Here is a 15,024-nt window from a genome sequence, read left to right on the forward strand (position 1 = left end):
CACCGCCCGACACCATCACGTCCATCGACGAAGACATCCGAAAGGCACCACAGATGACCATGCACAAGCGCGTCCTCGGCCGGCAGGGCCTGACCACCTCCGCCCTGGGGCTGGGCACGATGGGGATGACGATGTTCTACGGCCCCAGCAACCGCGACGAGAACATCACCACCATCCGCCGCGCGTTCGACCTGGGGGTGACCCTGTTCGACACCGCCGAGGTCTACGGCGGCGGCACCGGATCGAACGAGCGGCTGCTCGGTGAGGCCGTCAAGGGCTTCCGCGACGAGGTGGTGCTGGCCACCAAGTTCGGCTACGACCTCGCCAACCCGGGCGGCCTCAACAGCCGGCCCGACAACATCCGCAAGGTCGCCGACAACAGCCTGCGCTACCTCGGCACCGATCACATCGACGTCCTCTACCAGCACCGCGTCGACCCGGACGTGCCGATCGAGGAGGTCGCCGGGACGGTCAAGGAGCTGATCGAGGCGGGCAAGGTCCGCTACTTGGGTCTGTCCGAGGCCGGCCCCGAGACCATCCGCCGTGCCCACGCCGTGCAGCCGGTCTCGGTCCTGCAGACCGAGTACTCCGTCTTCGAGCGGCACGTCGAGGACACCGTCCTGCCGGTCGTGCGCGAGCTCGGGATCGGGTTCGTGCCCTATGCCCCGCTGGGACGCGGCTTCCTCACCGGAGCGATGAAGCCGGCCGACCAGTACACCGCGGACGACTGGCGCCGCCTCGACCCGCGCTGGCAGGGCGAGAACTTCGACACCAACGCCCAAGCCGTGGCCGCCCTCACCGAGCTGGCCTCGTCCAAGGGCATCACCACCGCCCAGCTCGCCCTCGCCTGGCTGCTCGCGCAGGGCGACGGCATCGTCCCCATCCCCGGCACCCGCAGCCCCGAGCGCCTGGCAGAGAACATCGGCGCCACCGGCGTCACGCTCACCGGCCACGACCTCGCCCGGATCAAGGAGATCCTGCCGAACGGCGCCTTCGGCGACCGCTACGCTGCCCCCTTCATGCCCAAGGGCTGACACCGACCCCGACCCGCCTTACGGCGCGTCCGGTGGGTCATCCATGGCTCACCGGACAGCCCCCAGGGGCATCGGCGGCCGTGCCGGCGACTTCGAGCGCGGGGTGCCGGGCGAGGGCATCGCCCGGCAGCCCCAGGGAGTCCGGATCAGCCGAACAGTTCCTGCGCGTTCTTGAACTTCATCCGGTCGAGCAGATCGCCTTCGAGCTCCGGTGACGTGTCCAGGGCCGACGCGGTGGCCTGGATCTCCGGCAGAGGCGTGAACGGGTAGTCGCTGCCGTAGTGGATGCGCGTCGGGTCCGCGACCCGCAGCAGCGCGGGCAGCGCATCGGGTGTCGGCATGCCGGCCAGGTCGAAGTGGAGTTGGCGCAGCGCGTCGTGGATCACGTGCGGTTTGCCGGTGGAGGAGGTCGAGGCGGGAGGCCATGACGGGCAGGGCGGCCCCGGCGTGGGCCACGATCACCCGGATGTGCGGGTAGCGTTCCAGGACACCGGAGACCACCATGTGCGTCACCGAGCGGGTGGTGTCGAAGAGGAATTCCATCAGCGACCGCGGGTAGGGCAGCGGATAGCCGCCGTCCGCGCCGCAGTTGGTGGCGGGGCTCGTGGGGTGCAGGAACAGGACGGCGCGGCGTCGGTCCAGCTCGGCGTAGACCGGCTCGAGGAGCTCGTCGCCTAGGTACGTCCCGTGGAAATTGGTGGTGAATACTATGCCTGCGGCGCCCAGTTCGTCGTACGCGTAACGGATCTCCTCCAGCGCGCCCTGAACATCGGGCAACGGCGTGGAGGCGAAGAAGCCGAAGCGGTCGGGGTGGGCGCGGGCGAGCCTGGCGCCCTCCTCGTTGACCTGGCGGGCGAGAGCGCGGGCGGCCGCCGCGTCGCCGAAATGGACGCCGGGGGAGGATATGGAGAGGTACTGCTTGGCGACACCGGTCTCGTCCATCGCCTTGAGGGCGGCCTGCTCGCTCCACTCGGGGATGAACGGGACACCGTCGGGTTCCGAGTGACCGCCCGCGATCAGGGCTTGTCGGTAGAAGTCCGGGAGGTAGTGGCAGTGCACATCGATGCGGTTCATGATGCGTCGTCTTTCTTCTGCGTTCTTCTTCTGCGCGGTGGTCAGCGGTGGATGTGGTCGCCGTCGGCGTACTTCGGGGGAATGACCGGGACCGTCAGGTAGGCCTGGTGGTCGCCGCCGGTGTGAAGCACGTGCCGGCCCTTGTTGTCCGCGTTCCAGGCGAGCGGCTCGAACCAGCCCTCGCGGATGTAGTGGCCCGCGATCTGCACCCGCAGCCGCTGTCCGGCGTGCCAGATGCGGCTGGTCGGCCAGATCGGGATGTCGACGGGCACGATCTCGCCGGGCTTCAGCTTCTCCTCACGCTCCTGGGTCAGCACCGGGTGGTACGGCGTGGACTTCTCCTCGTCGAGTGCGCGCCGCGAGACGCGCAGCTTGCCCCAGGCCCCCGGGTGCGGTTTGCCGACCACGCTCGTCGGCAGCCACTCCCCGCTGGTGCTCAGCTTCTGGATGTTGACGAAGAGGTCAGCCTCGTCGTGACCGTCGGCCTCGACGTACAGGCGCAGCACCATGTAGCCGGTGAGCTCGGTCTGCTTCGGGAAGGTGATGTCGAAGGTGGCGATCCCCTCCGCCGCGTCGTACGAGGTGGACGCGGGAGACGGGGCGGGCTCGATGGACAGGCTGCCGTCGGAGGCGTCGAGGTAGAGCTTCTCGTAGCGGGTGCGGGCAAGGGGGAAGGTGTCCTCCGCGCGGCGGGGCTGGTGGTCGCAGTCGTAGGCGTCCATGACGTCGATACGGACCTTGGGTGTGAGCTCCCAGCCGTTGTGAATGCCCTTGAGGTAGCGGTCGAAGAACCGCTTGAGGTCCTCCAGATTCTCGGGCGAGTACATGTCGGACCACTCGAACTCGCGGTGTGCGCGGATCCACTTCTGGTCCGTGGACACGTGCCGGAAGCCCTCGAAGGCGCCGCGTAGATGGAAGTGGCTCCAGCCCGCGGTGATGTAACAGGGGATCTCGATCTTCGAGAGGTCCGGGGCCTTGTCCCGCCAGTAGTTGTTCATGAACGGGTAGCGGCGCGCCATCACGCCCATGTCCTCGACCTTGCCTGGGCCGGTGAGCAGGCTCGTCAGCATCGACTGGAGATCGGAGCCCGGCACACCGCCTTCGTACAGCGACTCGGTGAAGATGTCGGAGGTGCCCTCCCATGGCGCGATGGCCGCCAGGTGCGGAGGGCGCTGGGCGGCGATCGCCCACTGGGTGACGGCGACCCCGGAGTTGCCGTTCATGCCGACCTTGCCGTTGCACCATTCCTGCTCGGCCAGCCACTCCACGAAGTCGTAACCGTCGCGAGCGTCCTGGGAACCGTGGAAGTTGATGTCTCCCTCGGAGTGGCCGACGCCGCGCGGGTCCGCGTTGGCGATGGCATACCCCTGGTGGCACCAGTAGCCGGGGTCGGGGGACTCGAACTTGGCCATCAGGGAGACCGTGTCGGTCGGTACGCCCTGGGTCTTCCACTCGGTCATGCCGTCGCCGGGACGCTTGCCGAAGTAGCTCCAGGAGACGATGACCGGGACCGGCTTGTCGGTGTCGGGCCGGTAGATGTCCGTGTAGATCACGGTGCCGTCGCGCAGAGTGACGGCCACGTCCTGTTCGCAGAGGATGCCCGGGGCGGCCTCGTACGTACGGGGATTGAAGGGCGGGCAGTAGCCGAGGTAGCCGTTGCGGACGAAGGGGTCGTCGTCGCCCTCGCCCATGTCCGGCGGCCGGTGTGCGTCGCGGTAGACGACCTCGATCTTCTCGCCGTCGAAGTCCTGGACGACGGGGTAATGGGTCGCGGCCGGGGGCGGTTCCATCATGGTGATGCTCCTTGGCGAAGAGGGAGGGAGGAGGGCGAGAGGTCAGTCCGTCGGGTCCGTGACGAGGCGGCCGTCCCGCCAGACGCGGTCGACCTTGCCGATGGCGGTGATGCCATCGAGCGGATTGCCGTCCACGACCACTAGATCGGCGAGCTTTCCGGGCGTGACGGTGCCCACGCGATCGGCGATGCCGAGCAGTTCGGCGTTGCCGCCCGTCGCCGCGGTGAGCGCGGCCAGAGCGGGGATGCCCTGGTCGTGCACGAGCATGACCAGCTCGTGGTACAGCTTCCAGCCGTGCAGTCCCGGGGAATGGGCGTCGGAACCGACTCCCAGCCGCACACCCGCGTCGAACGCCTGCTTCACCAGCTTGTTGCCGTAGGTGAGCGTGGTCGGGTCGACGTCCGCGCCGGCACGCTGGTGGGCGGTCATCGTGGGCACGAGGTACGTCCCGTTCGCGGCCATCAGCGAGAAGAGCTTCTCGAAGGTCTCGGAGTCGGAGAGGTCGGGTTCGCGCATCACCAGGTGCTCGATGTCGTCGACCCCGGCCAACACGGCCTTGAGCGCGTCGACGACGTTCTCCGCATGGGCGGCGACGCGCAACCCGTGCTCGTGCGCCGCCTTCACGATGGCCTCGGTGACGGCCCAGTCCATCTTCAGCTCGGGCTGCGGCAGACGCATGAACGCGTTGTCCGAGATGATGATCTTGATCAGGTCGACGCCGGCGTCCGCGAGTTCGGCGACCATGCGGGCCGCATCGGCCGGTGTCCCGGGCAGCCGAGCGCCCTCGGCGAGAGCGACCGGGTCGTTGCCCCAGACCGTTCCGTTGGGGTGCCCGCCCTCGACCTGGAAGCTGGGACCGCTGGTCACGATCCGGGCTCCGGGCAGGGTGCCCTTCTCGATGTCGTCGCGTACGGCGAGGGTGTCGGTGAGGAAGTCGCCCAGGCTGCGCTGGGTGGTGACGCCATGACGCAGGGCATCGAGGCGGGGCCGGGCGTAGTCGTCGGTGGCCTTGCGCCCGCCGAAGGACGGCCGGACGCCGAACCCGAGTCCGCCGAGGTGCACATGGGCGTCAATCAGACCGGGCATGAGCGTCTTGCCGGTCAGGTCGACCACGTCCGCGCCGTCGGGCACGGTGACCTCGGGGCCAACGGCCGCGATGCGGTCACCGGCCACGAGCACCGTGGCGTTCTGGATGGCACGGCCCGTGCCGTCGATGAGGAGCGCGCCGGTCAGGGCGAGAGTGTCGGTCATTGCAGGGGTTTCCTTGTGATGAGGGGGATGGGTGGGTCAGAGGGTTCAGAGGGAGGGCGCGGTGCCGTCCTGGGCACGACGCTTCGCCTTCAGCCGCTTGATGAGGACGTTGCCGACGGGGACGACGATCACGACGGCCATCGCGATCCCCGTGTACTGAGTGATGGCCGGACCGAGGGCGTAGCCACCGCCGATCAGGGCCGCCGCCCACAGGGCCGTGCCCAGCAGCCCCGCGGCGAGGAAGCGGGGGAAGGAGTAGCGGGCCGATCCCATCAGCAACGGCACGATCGGGCGCAACAGGGCCACCCAGCAGACGGCGACCATGGCGAGCGCGCCGCGCCGCCGCATCAGGGCCTCGCCCTTCTCCGCGCCCGCCCGGAGCTTCGAATGCGGCGGCCTGCGCTGGATCCGGCGGTGCACGGGCTGCCCGCTCCGGTAGGACAGGGACAGCGAGAGTGCTGCGGCCGCGCAGACGACCACGAAGACCAGCGGAGCGGAGAGCTGCCCGTTGGCGGCGAGAATCCCCGCCACCGCGAGGAACAGTTCAGCGGGCAGCACCAGGCCGATGGGAAAGATGAACGCGGCGGCGCCGACGCACGCGAACACGGCGTAAGGCACCCAGCCGTCCAGGCCGTCGACGAACGAGGTGAGAGTGTCCATTTCAGGTCACCGCCAGGGAGTTGGGGGCAGGGGACAGGAGTGTCCGCCTGGGGACTGACTCCTTGGCAGGAAGGGAACGAGCCCGGTCGGACGGTGCCTTCGCGCAACTGGGCCGGTGCGGGCGAGGCCACGATGTGGCTGGTGAGCGTGCCGAGTCCCTCGACAGAGGCCGTGACGGTGTCGCCGGGCCTCAGCGGGCGGCTGAGGGGGCCGGCGTCCTGACCTCCTGAAGGACGTCGCAGGGTGCTCACTCACCGGCACCACGCAGTTGTTCCTCGCGCGTCCACCACATCGCCGCGAGCCCGAGGAGGGCGATGGCGGTGGCACACATGTAGATGGTGTCGATGCCGGAAGCGATCGACTCCAGATAGCGGACGCGCAGGCTGTCGGTGAGCCCTGCCAGGTCCGACGTGCTGAGCTGGCCCGTCGCCGCACCGTGCATGCCGTTCGTGATGGCCCTGTTCAGCAGTGCACCGAAGACCGCGACGCCGAGGGATCCCCCGATGGTCCGGAACATGGTCACGGCCGCGGAGGACACGCCCAGGTCCTCGCGCCCCACACTGTTCTGCGCGACCAGCAGGGGCATCTGCATGAGGAATCCCATGCCACAGCCGAGCAGCGCCATGTACAGACTGCAGGTCAGCTGAGTGGTGTCCGTCCCCATGGTGGACAGGCCGTACGTGGCCACCGCCATCAGGCCGCATCCGACGAGCGCGCGCGATCGGTATGTCCCGGTCCTGGTGATCCGACGCCCGGCGATGGTCGACACCACCATCAGCGTGCCCATCATGGGCAGCAGCAGAAAGCCCGAGTTGGAGGCGGACACGCCGAGCACGGTCTGCTGGAAGAGCGGGAGGTAGGTGCTAGCGCCGAACATCATCGCGCCGAGCACCACGGACAGTACCGCCGAAGTCGTCACGTTGCGCACCCGGAACAGCCGCAGCGGCAGGACGGGATCGCTCGCCCGCGTCTCCCACCACAGGAAGGCGCCGAGCGCCGCGACACCGGAGACGGCGAGGCCGACGATCTGCACGGAGCCCCAGGCGTACTCCTCGCCGCCCCACGTCGTCACCAGGGTGATCGCCGTGATCGCCACGCCGAGCAGCAACGCGCCCTGATAGTCGATGCGCACCCGCTCGGGTCGCTTGCGCGGCAGCTTCAGGCACAGCGCGCACCAGACGAAGGCGACGATGCCTATGGGCACGTTGATGTAGAAGACCCACCGCCAGCCGAGGCTGTCGGTGACGAAACCGCCGAGCAGCGGACCGCCGATGGTGCCGATCGCGACGACTGCGGCCGTCATGCTCTGGTACGTGCCGCGCTCCCTCGGCGGTACGAGATCACCGATGACGGCGAACGCGGTGACGGCCAGGCCGCCCGCGCCAACGCCCTGGACGATCCGGTAGGCGATCAGGACGGCCATGGAGTGCGCCGTGCCGGAGAGTGCCGAGCCCGCCAGGAACACCGCGATCGAGACGAGGAAGATCTGCCGGCGGCCGAGTGTGTCGCCGAGCTTGCCCCACACCGGTGTCGTGACGGCGGTGGCGAGCGTGTAGGCGGTCACCACCCATGACAGGTGGGACATGCCGCCGATCTGGCCGACGATAGTCGGCATCGCAGTGCCGACGACCGTGTTCTCGATCATCGCCAGGAGCAGCGCGAGCATCACGCCGATCATCGTGATCCGGACGGACGGCTGCCGTGCGGCGTCCGCGGGAGCCGTACCGCGCCGGTGCGCAGAGCGCGCTTCCCGAGCGGGATTCTGGGCCATGGGCTTCACAACTTTCGGTTCACGGGCAGGCCAGGCAGGGGGTCTGTTTCAGCGTGCCGCCCATGAGGTGATCTGTGAAATCAATGATTCCTATGGAATCATCATGTGGAGCGATACCCTGAGGTGGTGAACCGCCCCGACTTGAACCTGGTTGTCGCCCTCCACGCCCTCCTTGAGGAGCGCCATGTCACCCGTGCCGCTCAGCGCATCGGCGTGGGCCAGCCCGCCGCCAGTGCGATGCTGGCCCGTCTGCGCCGCCACTTCGACGACGAGCTGCTCACCCGCGTGGGAAACCGCTACGAGCTGACGCCGCTCGGCACGTTCCTGCGTGACCGGGCCGCCGGTGTCCTGGAGATGAACGACCGGCTCTTCGCCATCAAGTCGCGCTTCGACCCGGGCCGCACCGAGAGGGAATTCGTCATCGGAATCTCCGACTACGCTCTCGGCGTCCTCGGCCCGCGCCTCCTCGAACGATTCGAGGAGGACGCCCCCGACGCGCGCCTGACGTTCCGGCTGTACACCAGCCCTGACCACGACTCCGACGGCGACATCGCGCTCCGCTCGGTGGACGGCATGATCCTGCCGTACGGAAACCCGCACAAACACCTGCCGCACAAGGAACTCCTGCGCGACGAGTGGGTGCTCCTCCTGGACGGGGCGAACGACCTGGCCGGAGGTGCCCTGTCCAGGGAGGATCTGTCCGAGCTGCGCTGGGTCGTCGCGTACGGCGATCCGGCCCACCCCACGCCCGGCACCGGGCAGCTGGAGGCCGCCGGGGTGACCATGCGGCACATCACGGTCGTGGACAGCTTTCGCATGGTGCCGTACTTCGTCACCGGGAGCAGGCGCGTCGGCGTCGTGCAGCGGCGGCTCGCCGAGAGCCTGCCGGAGCATCTGGGGCTGCGAGCGATTCCGGTGCCCTACCCGATGCCCGAACTTGTCCTCGCCTTCTGGTGGCATCCGATCAACACCGTTGACGCGGGCCACAGTTGGCTGCGCGAACTGCTCGGGCAGGTGGCGGCCGAGCTAGGCGCGGGGTGACCGGTCTCCCGCAGCCGATGGAACGCGCTGCCGTGGAAGACCAACGGCGGGCGGACCGGACTGCCGTGCAGCCGGCGGACGCGCAGCAGCACGACCGAGCTGCAGGACGCTGCCGGCCTGTTCCTGCAGTTGCTGTCCGAGGGGGTGAGGCGGTAGCGGTTGCCCTCGCAGGTTGAGATCAGCACCCAAGACTATCGACCAGGCTGATACATCTATATGGATCATTGATTTCCTTTATGTCTGGTGCGGCAGAAGACTCGAGTGCATGAACCATCCCGAACCGAGCCTCGTGCTCACGAACGCTCTGCTGATCGACGGCACCGGCGGGCCTGTGATCGACGGCGCGACCGTCATCGTCTCCGGCGGCCGGATCGCCGCCGTCGGCACCGGCGTAGCGGTCCCTCCCCACGCGACGGTGGTCGACCTGGCGGGCAAGGCGGTCCTTCCGGGGCTGATCGACGCCCATGTGCACCTGGGCGGACTGGGCTTTCGGAGCACGCCGCCGTTCGGTGGCCGGGCCGCCACCGACGACTACGCCGCCGCTCGGGAAGGGGCCTTGCGGTACGGGGTCACCACCCAGCGCAGCCTGGGCGACTTCCTCCACGACAGCATCGCCGTGCGGGACGGCATCGAGAACGGCACCCTGGCCGGGGCCCGGGTCGTGACCAGCGGGCCGAGCTTCCAGGTCGAGGGTGGGCACCCCAACGCCACCGTCTGGGGCAGCGAGCCGGCAGCCGTACGGGAAGGCGCCCGCATGCCGAAGACGGCCGAAGAGGCGGAGCGCATGGTCGACGAGCTCGCCGCCGCGGGCGTCGACCTCGTCAAGATCATTATTTCGAACAACGCGATCTTCGGCCCGGCCCGCCCCGAACTGAAGATGCCCTGGCACCTCACCGAGGCCATCGCCGACGCCGCCCACGCCCGCGGGCTGCGGGTGGCTGCCCACACCGAGACCGTCGAGGACGCCAGGACGGCGGTCGAGCGGGGTGTCGACGACATCGAGCACCTGGTGCTGCGCGCGGAGGAACCGCAGGACGAGGCCGCCGCCGAGGATCTGTTCGCCCTCATGGCCGACCGCGGCACCTACCTCGTACCCACCATGGTGGCGCACCAGTTCGAGGCGACCGCCGACGGGGACGCCCGCACCCTGCGCTACGGCAACCACCTGGTCCACCGCGCCTACGAGGCGGGCGTACGGCTCGGGGTCGGCTCGGACGCGCACTCCCCGGGGCTGCACGGCTGGAAGCTGCGCGACGAGCTGGTGATGATGGTCCACGACCAGGGCATCCCGGCCCTCGCGGCCCTGTCCATGGCGACGAGGTCCAATGCGGAGCTGCTTGGTATCGCCGACCGCCTGGGCACTGTCGAGCCGGGCAAGCTTGCCGACCTGCTGATCGTCTCCGGCAACCCGGCCCACGACATCACCGCCATCGGCCGTGTCCACCAGGTGATCCGAAGCGGCCGGGTCGTCCTCGAGGGCGAAGGAGCGTGACCACGTGACGAAGATCGACGTCCATCACCACTTCCTGCCCGACTTCTACCGCCAGGCGCTGATCGACAACGGGCACTCCCGTCCCGACGGCATCTGGGGCATCCCCGACTGGGGCGAGACCTCCGCCCTCCGGATGCTCGACGAGGCCGGGATCGCCAAGGCGTATCTGTCGATCTCCTCCCCCGGAGTCCACTTCGGCGACGCGGCCGCGGCCCGTGATCTGGCCCGGCGGGTCAACGAGGAGGCCGCGCGGCTCGCGCGAGCCCACCCGGGCCGGTTCGCCTTCTTCGCCTCAACTCCGCTGCCCGACATCGACGGAGCCCTGACGGAGATCACGTACGCCTTCGACGAGCTCGGCGCCGACGGCGTGGTCTTCGAGACCAACTTCGACGGCCTCTACCTGGGCAACGAGCAACTGGAGCCGGTCTACGCCGAACTCGGCCGCCGCGACGCCGTGCTGTTCCTGCACCCCACCAGCCCCGCCGCCCCCTGCACCGGGCACGCCCCGGCCCTGCCGTATCCGCGCCCCATGCTGGAGTTCCTCTTCGACACCACGCGGACCGTGACCGACATGGTGCTCTCCGGTGTGCTGGAACGGCACCCCGGCCTCCGCGTGATCGTCCCGCACGCCGGTGCCGTCCTGCCCGCCGTCGCCTCGCGCGTCGACGTCATCGGCGCGCGCACGGCCGGCAAGGAACACCAGCAGCCGATGCGCAACGCCCTGCGCGCGCTCCACTTCGACCTGGCGGGCATGCCCCTGCCCGAGATGCTGCCGGCCCTGCTGAACGTCGCCGACCCGGCCCGTCTCCACTACGGCAGCGACTGGCCTTTCACCCCGCTGCCGGAAGTCCTCACCTGGGCCGAACGCCTCGAAGCGGCCACCACCGCCCTCGGCGAGGACGGCTTCGCCAAGGCCCTGCGCACCAACACCGAGGCGCTCTTCAGCTGAACATCCGCGGCCTGCCGGCCGCGTGTGCAGCCGGCAGGCCGCCCCGCACCGCGTGGCGCGGGCGACCCGTCAGGGCCGGCGGTCGCCGGCCGTCTTCTCGACGTGGTCGCCCATCACCTCGGCGAGACGCTCCAGCGCCTCGAGCACCTCGGCGCGGGCGCCACCCAGCGCCTGGAACATCTCGGCCTCCACCGCCAGGCGCCGGGGGAACAGGGAGTCCATCAGGCGCTTGCCCTCCTCGGTGATGGTCACCAGCGACGCGCGCCGGTCGGCCGGATTGGGCGTACGCTCGATCAGCCCCCGCCGCTCCAGCTTCGCCAGCGCCTTGCTCACCGCCGCCTGGGTCAGCCCCAGGTCCTCGGCGAGCCGACGCGCGATCACCGGCTCCTCCTCGTAACGCAGCGGTACCAGGAAATCCAGCTCCTGCAACGTCAGCGGCGCCCCCTCGACGAGCGGCTCGACCGCCCGGTCCAGCAACGACGTGCACCGCTTGATGAGCGTGACGATCTCCATCGAGGACGTGTCCAGCCCAGGGTTGTTCGCCGCCCACTGGCCACGGACCCTGCCCGAGTGCGCGTGCACCGGACCTCCAATTGCTTAACCAGTTATGTATTGGTTACGGTTTTTCTCATGGTATCCCCGACCCGAACGACAAATACCACCCCGCCCACACGCCGAACGGCCGCCCCCGCAACGCGCGGCGCCGCCCTGATCGCCGTGCTCGGCGCCCTCAGCGCCGTGGCCCCGCTGGCCACCGACATGTACGTGCCCGGCTTCCCCGCCATGGGAGCCGCCCTGCACGCCGACAGCTCGGCGATCCAGCTGACCATGACCACCTTCCTCGCCGGCCTGGTCGCCGGCCAGCTGGTCATCGGCCCCCTCAGCGACGCACTCGGCCGGCGCAAGCTCCTCATCGGCGGCACCGCCGCCTTCGCGGCCCTGTCCCTGGCCTGCGCCCTCGCACCGAACGTCCAGTCGCTCCTCGTCCTGCGCCTGCTCCAGGGCATCGCGGCCGCCACCGGCATGGTCCTCGCCCGCGCCGTCCTCACCGACCGCTTCGACGGCCCCGAGGTCCCCCGCTACTTCGCCCTGCTCGCCCAGGTCCTGGGCATCGCCCCCGTGGCCGCCCCCGTCCTCGGCGGCGCCATCCTCAGCGTGACCACCTGGCGCGGCATCTTCGTCGCCCTCGCCCTGGCCGGCGCCCTGCTCACCGTGGCGGTGCTCGCCAAGGTCCCCGAGACCCTGCCCCCGCAGAACAGGCAGTCACAGGGACTGGCGAACACCTTCCGCGCCATGGGCGCCCTGTGCCGCCGGCGCGCGTTCATGGGGTACGTACTCGTCCTCGGCCTCACCTCGGCCGCACTGTTCGCCTACATCAGCGGGTCCAGCTTCGTCTTCGAGCACCTGCACGGCGTCTCGCCTACGGCCTACTCCCTGATCTTCGCCACCAACGCCGTCGGCATGCTGATCGCGGGCTTCGCCTTCAGCAGGCTCTCCCGGAAGATCAGCCTCAACACCATGCTGACCACAGGCGTCGCCATATGCGGCCTCGGGGTGACCGGCCAGCTGGCCGTCCTCGGCACAGCCGGCGAAACCCTCGCCGGCACCTGGGCCAGCCTCTTCGTCACCCTCCTCGGCGTCGGACTGATCTTCCCCGCCGCCACCACCCTCGGCCAGGCCCTCGGCCGCACCGCCCCCGGAGCCGCCTCCGCCCTCCTCGGCGGACTCCAATTCCTCTTCGGCGCCCTCGCCTCCCCCCTCGTCGGCCTCTTCGGCGAAACCAGCTCCACCCCCATGGCCCTCATCATGCTCATCGCCGTCGCCCTCGCCGCACTCGCCCTGATCGCCCTCGCCCGCCCCTGGCTCCGCCACGGCGAAACGCCCACCGACCGCTAACCCCCCACCAGCGCCGGAGCCCACGTTGCGGAGCGGCCAACTATCCCGCCACAAACTGGCCAACCACGGATCCACACGGCCGCCCGTTCTGCGGAGATACGAAGACTGCTGGCCCCCTATCGAGCAACGTCACATCGGTGTGGCCTTGCTCGGCAGTCGGCCCCTTTGCTCGCTACTTGGTCTGCATCCGGGATGCTCCGTTGCCGGTACGGCGGGTGCTTGTTGTCCGTGAGTGCGTGTCGGCTGCGGGGCAGGGGAGGGTGCGATGGCTGGTGACACAGAGGCCTTCGGGGACCTGCCCGTGACGGGTGGGCGTCGGCGTCTCCGGTGGCCTCGTTGCGGGCGTTCAACCAGCCTCGGTTCGCGTTTTTCGACCGGTATGTAACGGCAGGTGGGAGGCGAGCGGCTGCCGTTCGCTAATGGTGTGTTTACGGTGGTGACCTGTCTGGACGTGCTTGAGCACGTGGCCGACCCCGGTGAGGTGGTGAGGGAAATCGGCCGTGTGCTGGCGCCGGGCGGGCTGTTCCTGTTCGACACGATCAACCGGACGTGGCTCTCGCGAGCGGTGATGATCTGGGGGCTGGAGCGGGTGCTGCGGATCGTGCCGCGTGGGGCGCACGACTGGCACGCCTTCGTCACCCCCGCCGAGATGACCGGCTACCTCGGTGCTGCTGGGCTCACGCCCGTGGGCCGGATGGCCGGGCTGATGCTGGGAAGCCGGCGCCGGGACGGTAGCTTCCAGAACCGCCTGACCCGGGATCCGTCCTGCACCTACCTCGGTGTCGCCCGGCGGTGAGCCGCCGGGCCGATCCGTAGGCGGACGAGACGGTCGCGGCCCCGCTGATGCGCCCGCAGGATCGGGCTCGACGACGGCCACAGCGAACCCGCCCTCAGCCAGCACTCAGGCGGCCAGCAGTCCGGCCACTGAAGATGGTAGGCGGACGGCACGTGGGAGAGGATCCTGCGAGCCGTCCGGGCCGACGCCGACGCGGAAGGCCGGATCGACTGGAGCATGGTCAGTGTGGACTCGCCCTCCTGACGTGCCCATCAGCATGCTGCGGGCGCCCGCACTGGCGCGGCACGCATCCCCGGACGGCGGAGCCAGCCTGTTCAACATCGCTCGGATGTGGCCCGGGCCGCTCCCGTGGCGGGCTGACCGGCAAGGTCCCTCTGGCCGGTGAAGGCGGTCGGCGTCCGCTCGCGGTCGTCATCACGCTAGGCCAATACCACGCCCGGCCAGTGGGGCGATGTCCCGCAACTGATCCCGTCCTCGAACGCATCCGTGTCCCGCGTCCGGCCGGTGGCCATCCGCGCACACGCCCCGATCACCTGGGCGGCGATAAAAGCATACTCGTCCCACAGAAACCGCCGGTATCTGCGGCGTCGGCAGATCAAGCACACCATTCCCAAGCGCAAGGACCAGCGGGCCAACCGCCAACGCCGCGGTAGCGCGGGCGGCTGGCCCACTGCCTTCGATCAGACGATCTACATGCGCCGCAACGAGGTCGAGCGAACGATCAACGCGCTCAAGGGCTTCCGCTCCGTAGCCACCCGCTTCGACGGCTGCTGGCACCTGCTCTGGCTGGCCTGCCTCACCCTGTCGGGATACCGCGCTGTAGGCGACCGACCGCCCCTACTTACGGCGTTGCTGCCCGTCTTTGGCAACGGGCGCCTCGACAGCACTCCAAGGCTCTGCGGATTCGCGCAACATGGGTGCATCTCGCTTTCCCGGGGTCCAATGCGGGGCTGCCCGGCACCCTGCCGTGGGACCGTAGCCGGGCGCCGGGTGTGATGTCGTCGGGCGATGGTCTGCTAGAGCCCCTGCCCGATCACGTTGCCGACCTCGCAGCTGAGGTCTGCGATCGGGGGACCGCCCACGGGTACCACAGCCAACTCCTGCAAGCACACAGCGGAAGAAATGAAGTTCCAGGGGTCGGCTGCCTTCGCGCCCCCGCTGACGCTGTCGGCGTCAGCAGGGGTGGTCAGCGCGAGAGCGGCTGCGGTCATGATCGTAAGAGTGATGATCTTCTTCATGACTGGATCAACGAAGCACCTTCGGCATA

Annotated in this window: 13 protein-coding genes and 2 pseudogenes; 7 read left to right on the top strand and 8 right to left on the bottom strand. The window is 69.4% G+C overall.

The features are described from left to right. Positions 1–53: 53 nt before the first annotated feature. On the top strand, positions 54–1,034 hold the full coding sequence (locus ACSNOH_RS00995) for an aldo/keto reductase (RefSeq protein WP_436719208.1): 981 nt from the start codon (positions 54–56) through the stop codon (positions 1,032–1,034). 146 nt (positions 1,035–1,180) lie between these two features. Here the strand turns inward: ACSNOH_RS00995 and ACSNOH_RS01000 are convergent, their stop codons facing one another. From ACSNOH_RS01000 to ACSNOH_RS01025, 6 genes and pseudogenes are all read right to left on the bottom strand, one after another. Then, positions 1,181–1,420, bottom strand: coding sequence for an amidohydrolase family protein (locus tag ACSNOH_RS01000; protein WP_436719209.1), 240 nt, complete (start codon positions 1,418–1,420; stop codon positions 1,181–1,183). Positions 1,421–1,490: 70 nt separating this feature from the next. Then, positions 1,491–2,108: pseudogene (locus ACSNOH_RS01005) on the bottom strand (amidohydrolase family protein); the annotation flags it as partial. Positions 2,109–2,149: 41 nt separating this feature from the next. Then, positions 2,150–3,901: a CocE/NonD family hydrolase gene (locus tag ACSNOH_RS01010; protein ID WP_436719210.1), complete on the bottom strand. Its 1,752-nt coding sequence runs from the start codon at positions 3,899–3,901 to the stop codon at positions 2,150–2,152. A gap of 42 nt (positions 3,902–3,943) precedes the next feature. After that, the gene (locus ACSNOH_RS01015; RefSeq protein WP_436719211.1) at positions 3,944–5,152 is read right to left on the bottom strand and encodes an amidohydrolase family protein; all 1,209 of its coding nucleotides are present in this window, start codon (positions 5,150–5,152) and stop codon (positions 3,944–3,946) included. Positions 5,153–5,197: 45 nt separating this feature from the next. Then, positions 5,198–5,812 carry a DedA family protein gene (locus tag ACSNOH_RS01020; protein WP_436719212.1) on the bottom strand — a complete coding sequence of 205 codons (615 nt, stop codon included), beginning with the start codon at positions 5,810–5,812 and terminating at the stop codon, positions 5,198–5,200. 247 nt (positions 5,813–6,059) lie between these two features. Next, positions 6,060–7,583 carry an MDR family MFS transporter gene (locus ACSNOH_RS01025; RefSeq protein ID WP_436719213.1) on the bottom strand — a complete coding sequence of 508 codons (1,524 nt, stop codon included), beginning with the start codon at positions 7,581–7,583 and terminating at the stop codon, positions 6,060–6,062. Between the two features lie 126 nt (positions 7,584–7,709). Between ACSNOH_RS01025 and ACSNOH_RS01030 the strand changes: the two genes are divergently transcribed. The 3 genes from ACSNOH_RS01030 to ACSNOH_RS01040 all read left to right on the top strand — a co-directional run bounded on the left by ACSNOH_RS01030 (position 7,710) and on the right by ACSNOH_RS01040 (position 11,065). Continuing rightward, entirely contained in the window at positions 7,710–8,624 is a 915-nt protein-coding gene (locus tag ACSNOH_RS01030; RefSeq protein ID WP_436719214.1) for a LysR family transcriptional regulator, read from the top strand. Between the two features lie 265 nt (positions 8,625–8,889). Further along, the gene (locus ACSNOH_RS01035) at positions 8,890–10,116 is read left to right on the top strand and encodes an amidohydrolase family protein (protein WP_436719215.1); all 1,227 of its coding nucleotides are present in this window, start codon (positions 8,890–8,892) and stop codon (positions 10,114–10,116) included. Between the two features lie 4 nt (positions 10,117–10,120). After that, positions 10,121–11,065 (top strand): amidohydrolase family protein, encoded by a 945-nt coding sequence (locus ACSNOH_RS01040; protein ID WP_436719216.1) that lies wholly within the window; start codon positions 10,121–10,123, stop codon positions 11,063–11,065. Between the two features lie 69 nt (positions 11,066–11,134). On the opposite strand, the gene ACSNOH_RS01045 is transcribed toward ACSNOH_RS01040, so the two are convergent. Then, positions 11,135–11,578 carry a MarR family winged helix-turn-helix transcriptional regulator gene (locus tag ACSNOH_RS01045; RefSeq protein ID WP_436719217.1) on the bottom strand — a complete coding sequence of 148 codons (444 nt, stop codon included), beginning with the start codon at positions 11,576–11,578 and terminating at the stop codon, positions 11,135–11,137. Between the two features lie 117 nt (positions 11,579–11,695). Here ACSNOH_RS01045 and ACSNOH_RS01050 point away from each other — a divergent pair, with 117 nt between their 5' ends. The 3 genes and pseudogenes from ACSNOH_RS01050 to ACSNOH_RS01060 all read left to right on the top strand — a co-directional run. After that, positions 11,696–12,961, top strand: coding sequence for a multidrug effflux MFS transporter (locus ACSNOH_RS01050; protein WP_436719218.1), 1,266 nt, complete (start codon positions 11,696–11,698; stop codon positions 12,959–12,961). 391 nt (positions 12,962–13,352) lie between these two features. Further along, on the top strand, positions 13,353–13,757 hold the full coding sequence (locus ACSNOH_RS01055) for a methyltransferase domain-containing protein (protein ID WP_436719219.1): 405 nt from the start codon (positions 13,353–13,355) through the stop codon (positions 13,755–13,757). Positions 13,758–13,898: 141 nt separating this feature from the next. Beyond that, a pseudogene (locus ACSNOH_RS01060) lies at positions 13,899–14,522 on the top strand (IS5 family transposase); the annotation flags it as partial. A 251-nt stretch (positions 14,523–14,773) separates the two neighbouring features. Here the strand turns inward: ACSNOH_RS01060 and ACSNOH_RS01065 are convergent. Beyond that, on the bottom strand, positions 14,774–14,995 hold the full coding sequence (locus tag ACSNOH_RS01065; RefSeq protein ID WP_436719220.1) for a hypothetical protein: 222 nt from the start codon (positions 14,993–14,995) through the stop codon (positions 14,774–14,776). Positions 14,996–15,024 lie beyond the last annotated feature (29 nt).

The organism is Streptomyces sp. URMC 127 (genome assembly GCF_051386535.1).
In the GTDB taxonomy this organism is placed as follows: Bacteria; Actinomycetota; Actinomycetes; order Streptomycetales; family Streptomycetaceae; genus Streptomyces.

Coding starts and splice junctions, on each gene's coding strand:
- ACSNOH_RS00995 (WP_436719208.1), top strand. CDS start 54: ATGACCATGCACAAGCGCGTCCTCGGCCGGCAGGGCCTGACCACCTCC.
- ACSNOH_RS01010 (WP_436719210.1), bottom strand. CDS start 3,901: ATGATGGAACCGCCCCCGGCCGCGACCCATTACCCCGTCGTCCAGGAC.
- ACSNOH_RS01015 (WP_436719211.1), bottom strand. CDS start 5,152: ATGACCGACACTCTCGCCCTGACCGGCGCGCTCCTCATCGACGGCACG.
- ACSNOH_RS01020 (WP_436719212.1), bottom strand. CDS start 5,812: ATGGACACTCTCACCTCGTTCGTCGACGGCCTGGACGGCTGGGTGCCT.
- ACSNOH_RS01025 (WP_436719213.1), bottom strand. CDS start 7,583: ATGGCCCAGAATCCCGCTCGGGAAGCGCGCTCTGCGCACCGGCGCGGT.
- ACSNOH_RS01035 (WP_436719215.1), top strand. CDS start 8,890: ATGAACCATCCCGAACCGAGCCTCGTGCTCACGAACGCTCTGCTGATC.
- ACSNOH_RS01045 (WP_436719217.1), bottom strand. CDS start 11,578: ATGGAGATCGTCACGCTCATCAAGCGGTGCACGTCGTTGCTGGACCGG.
- ACSNOH_RS01050 (WP_436719218.1), top strand. CDS start 11,696: ATGGTATCCCCGACCCGAACGACAAATACCACCCCGCCCACACGCCGA.
- ACSNOH_RS01065 (WP_436719220.1), bottom strand. CDS start 14,995: ATGAAGAAGATCATCACTCTTACGATCATGACCGCAGCCGCTCTCGCG.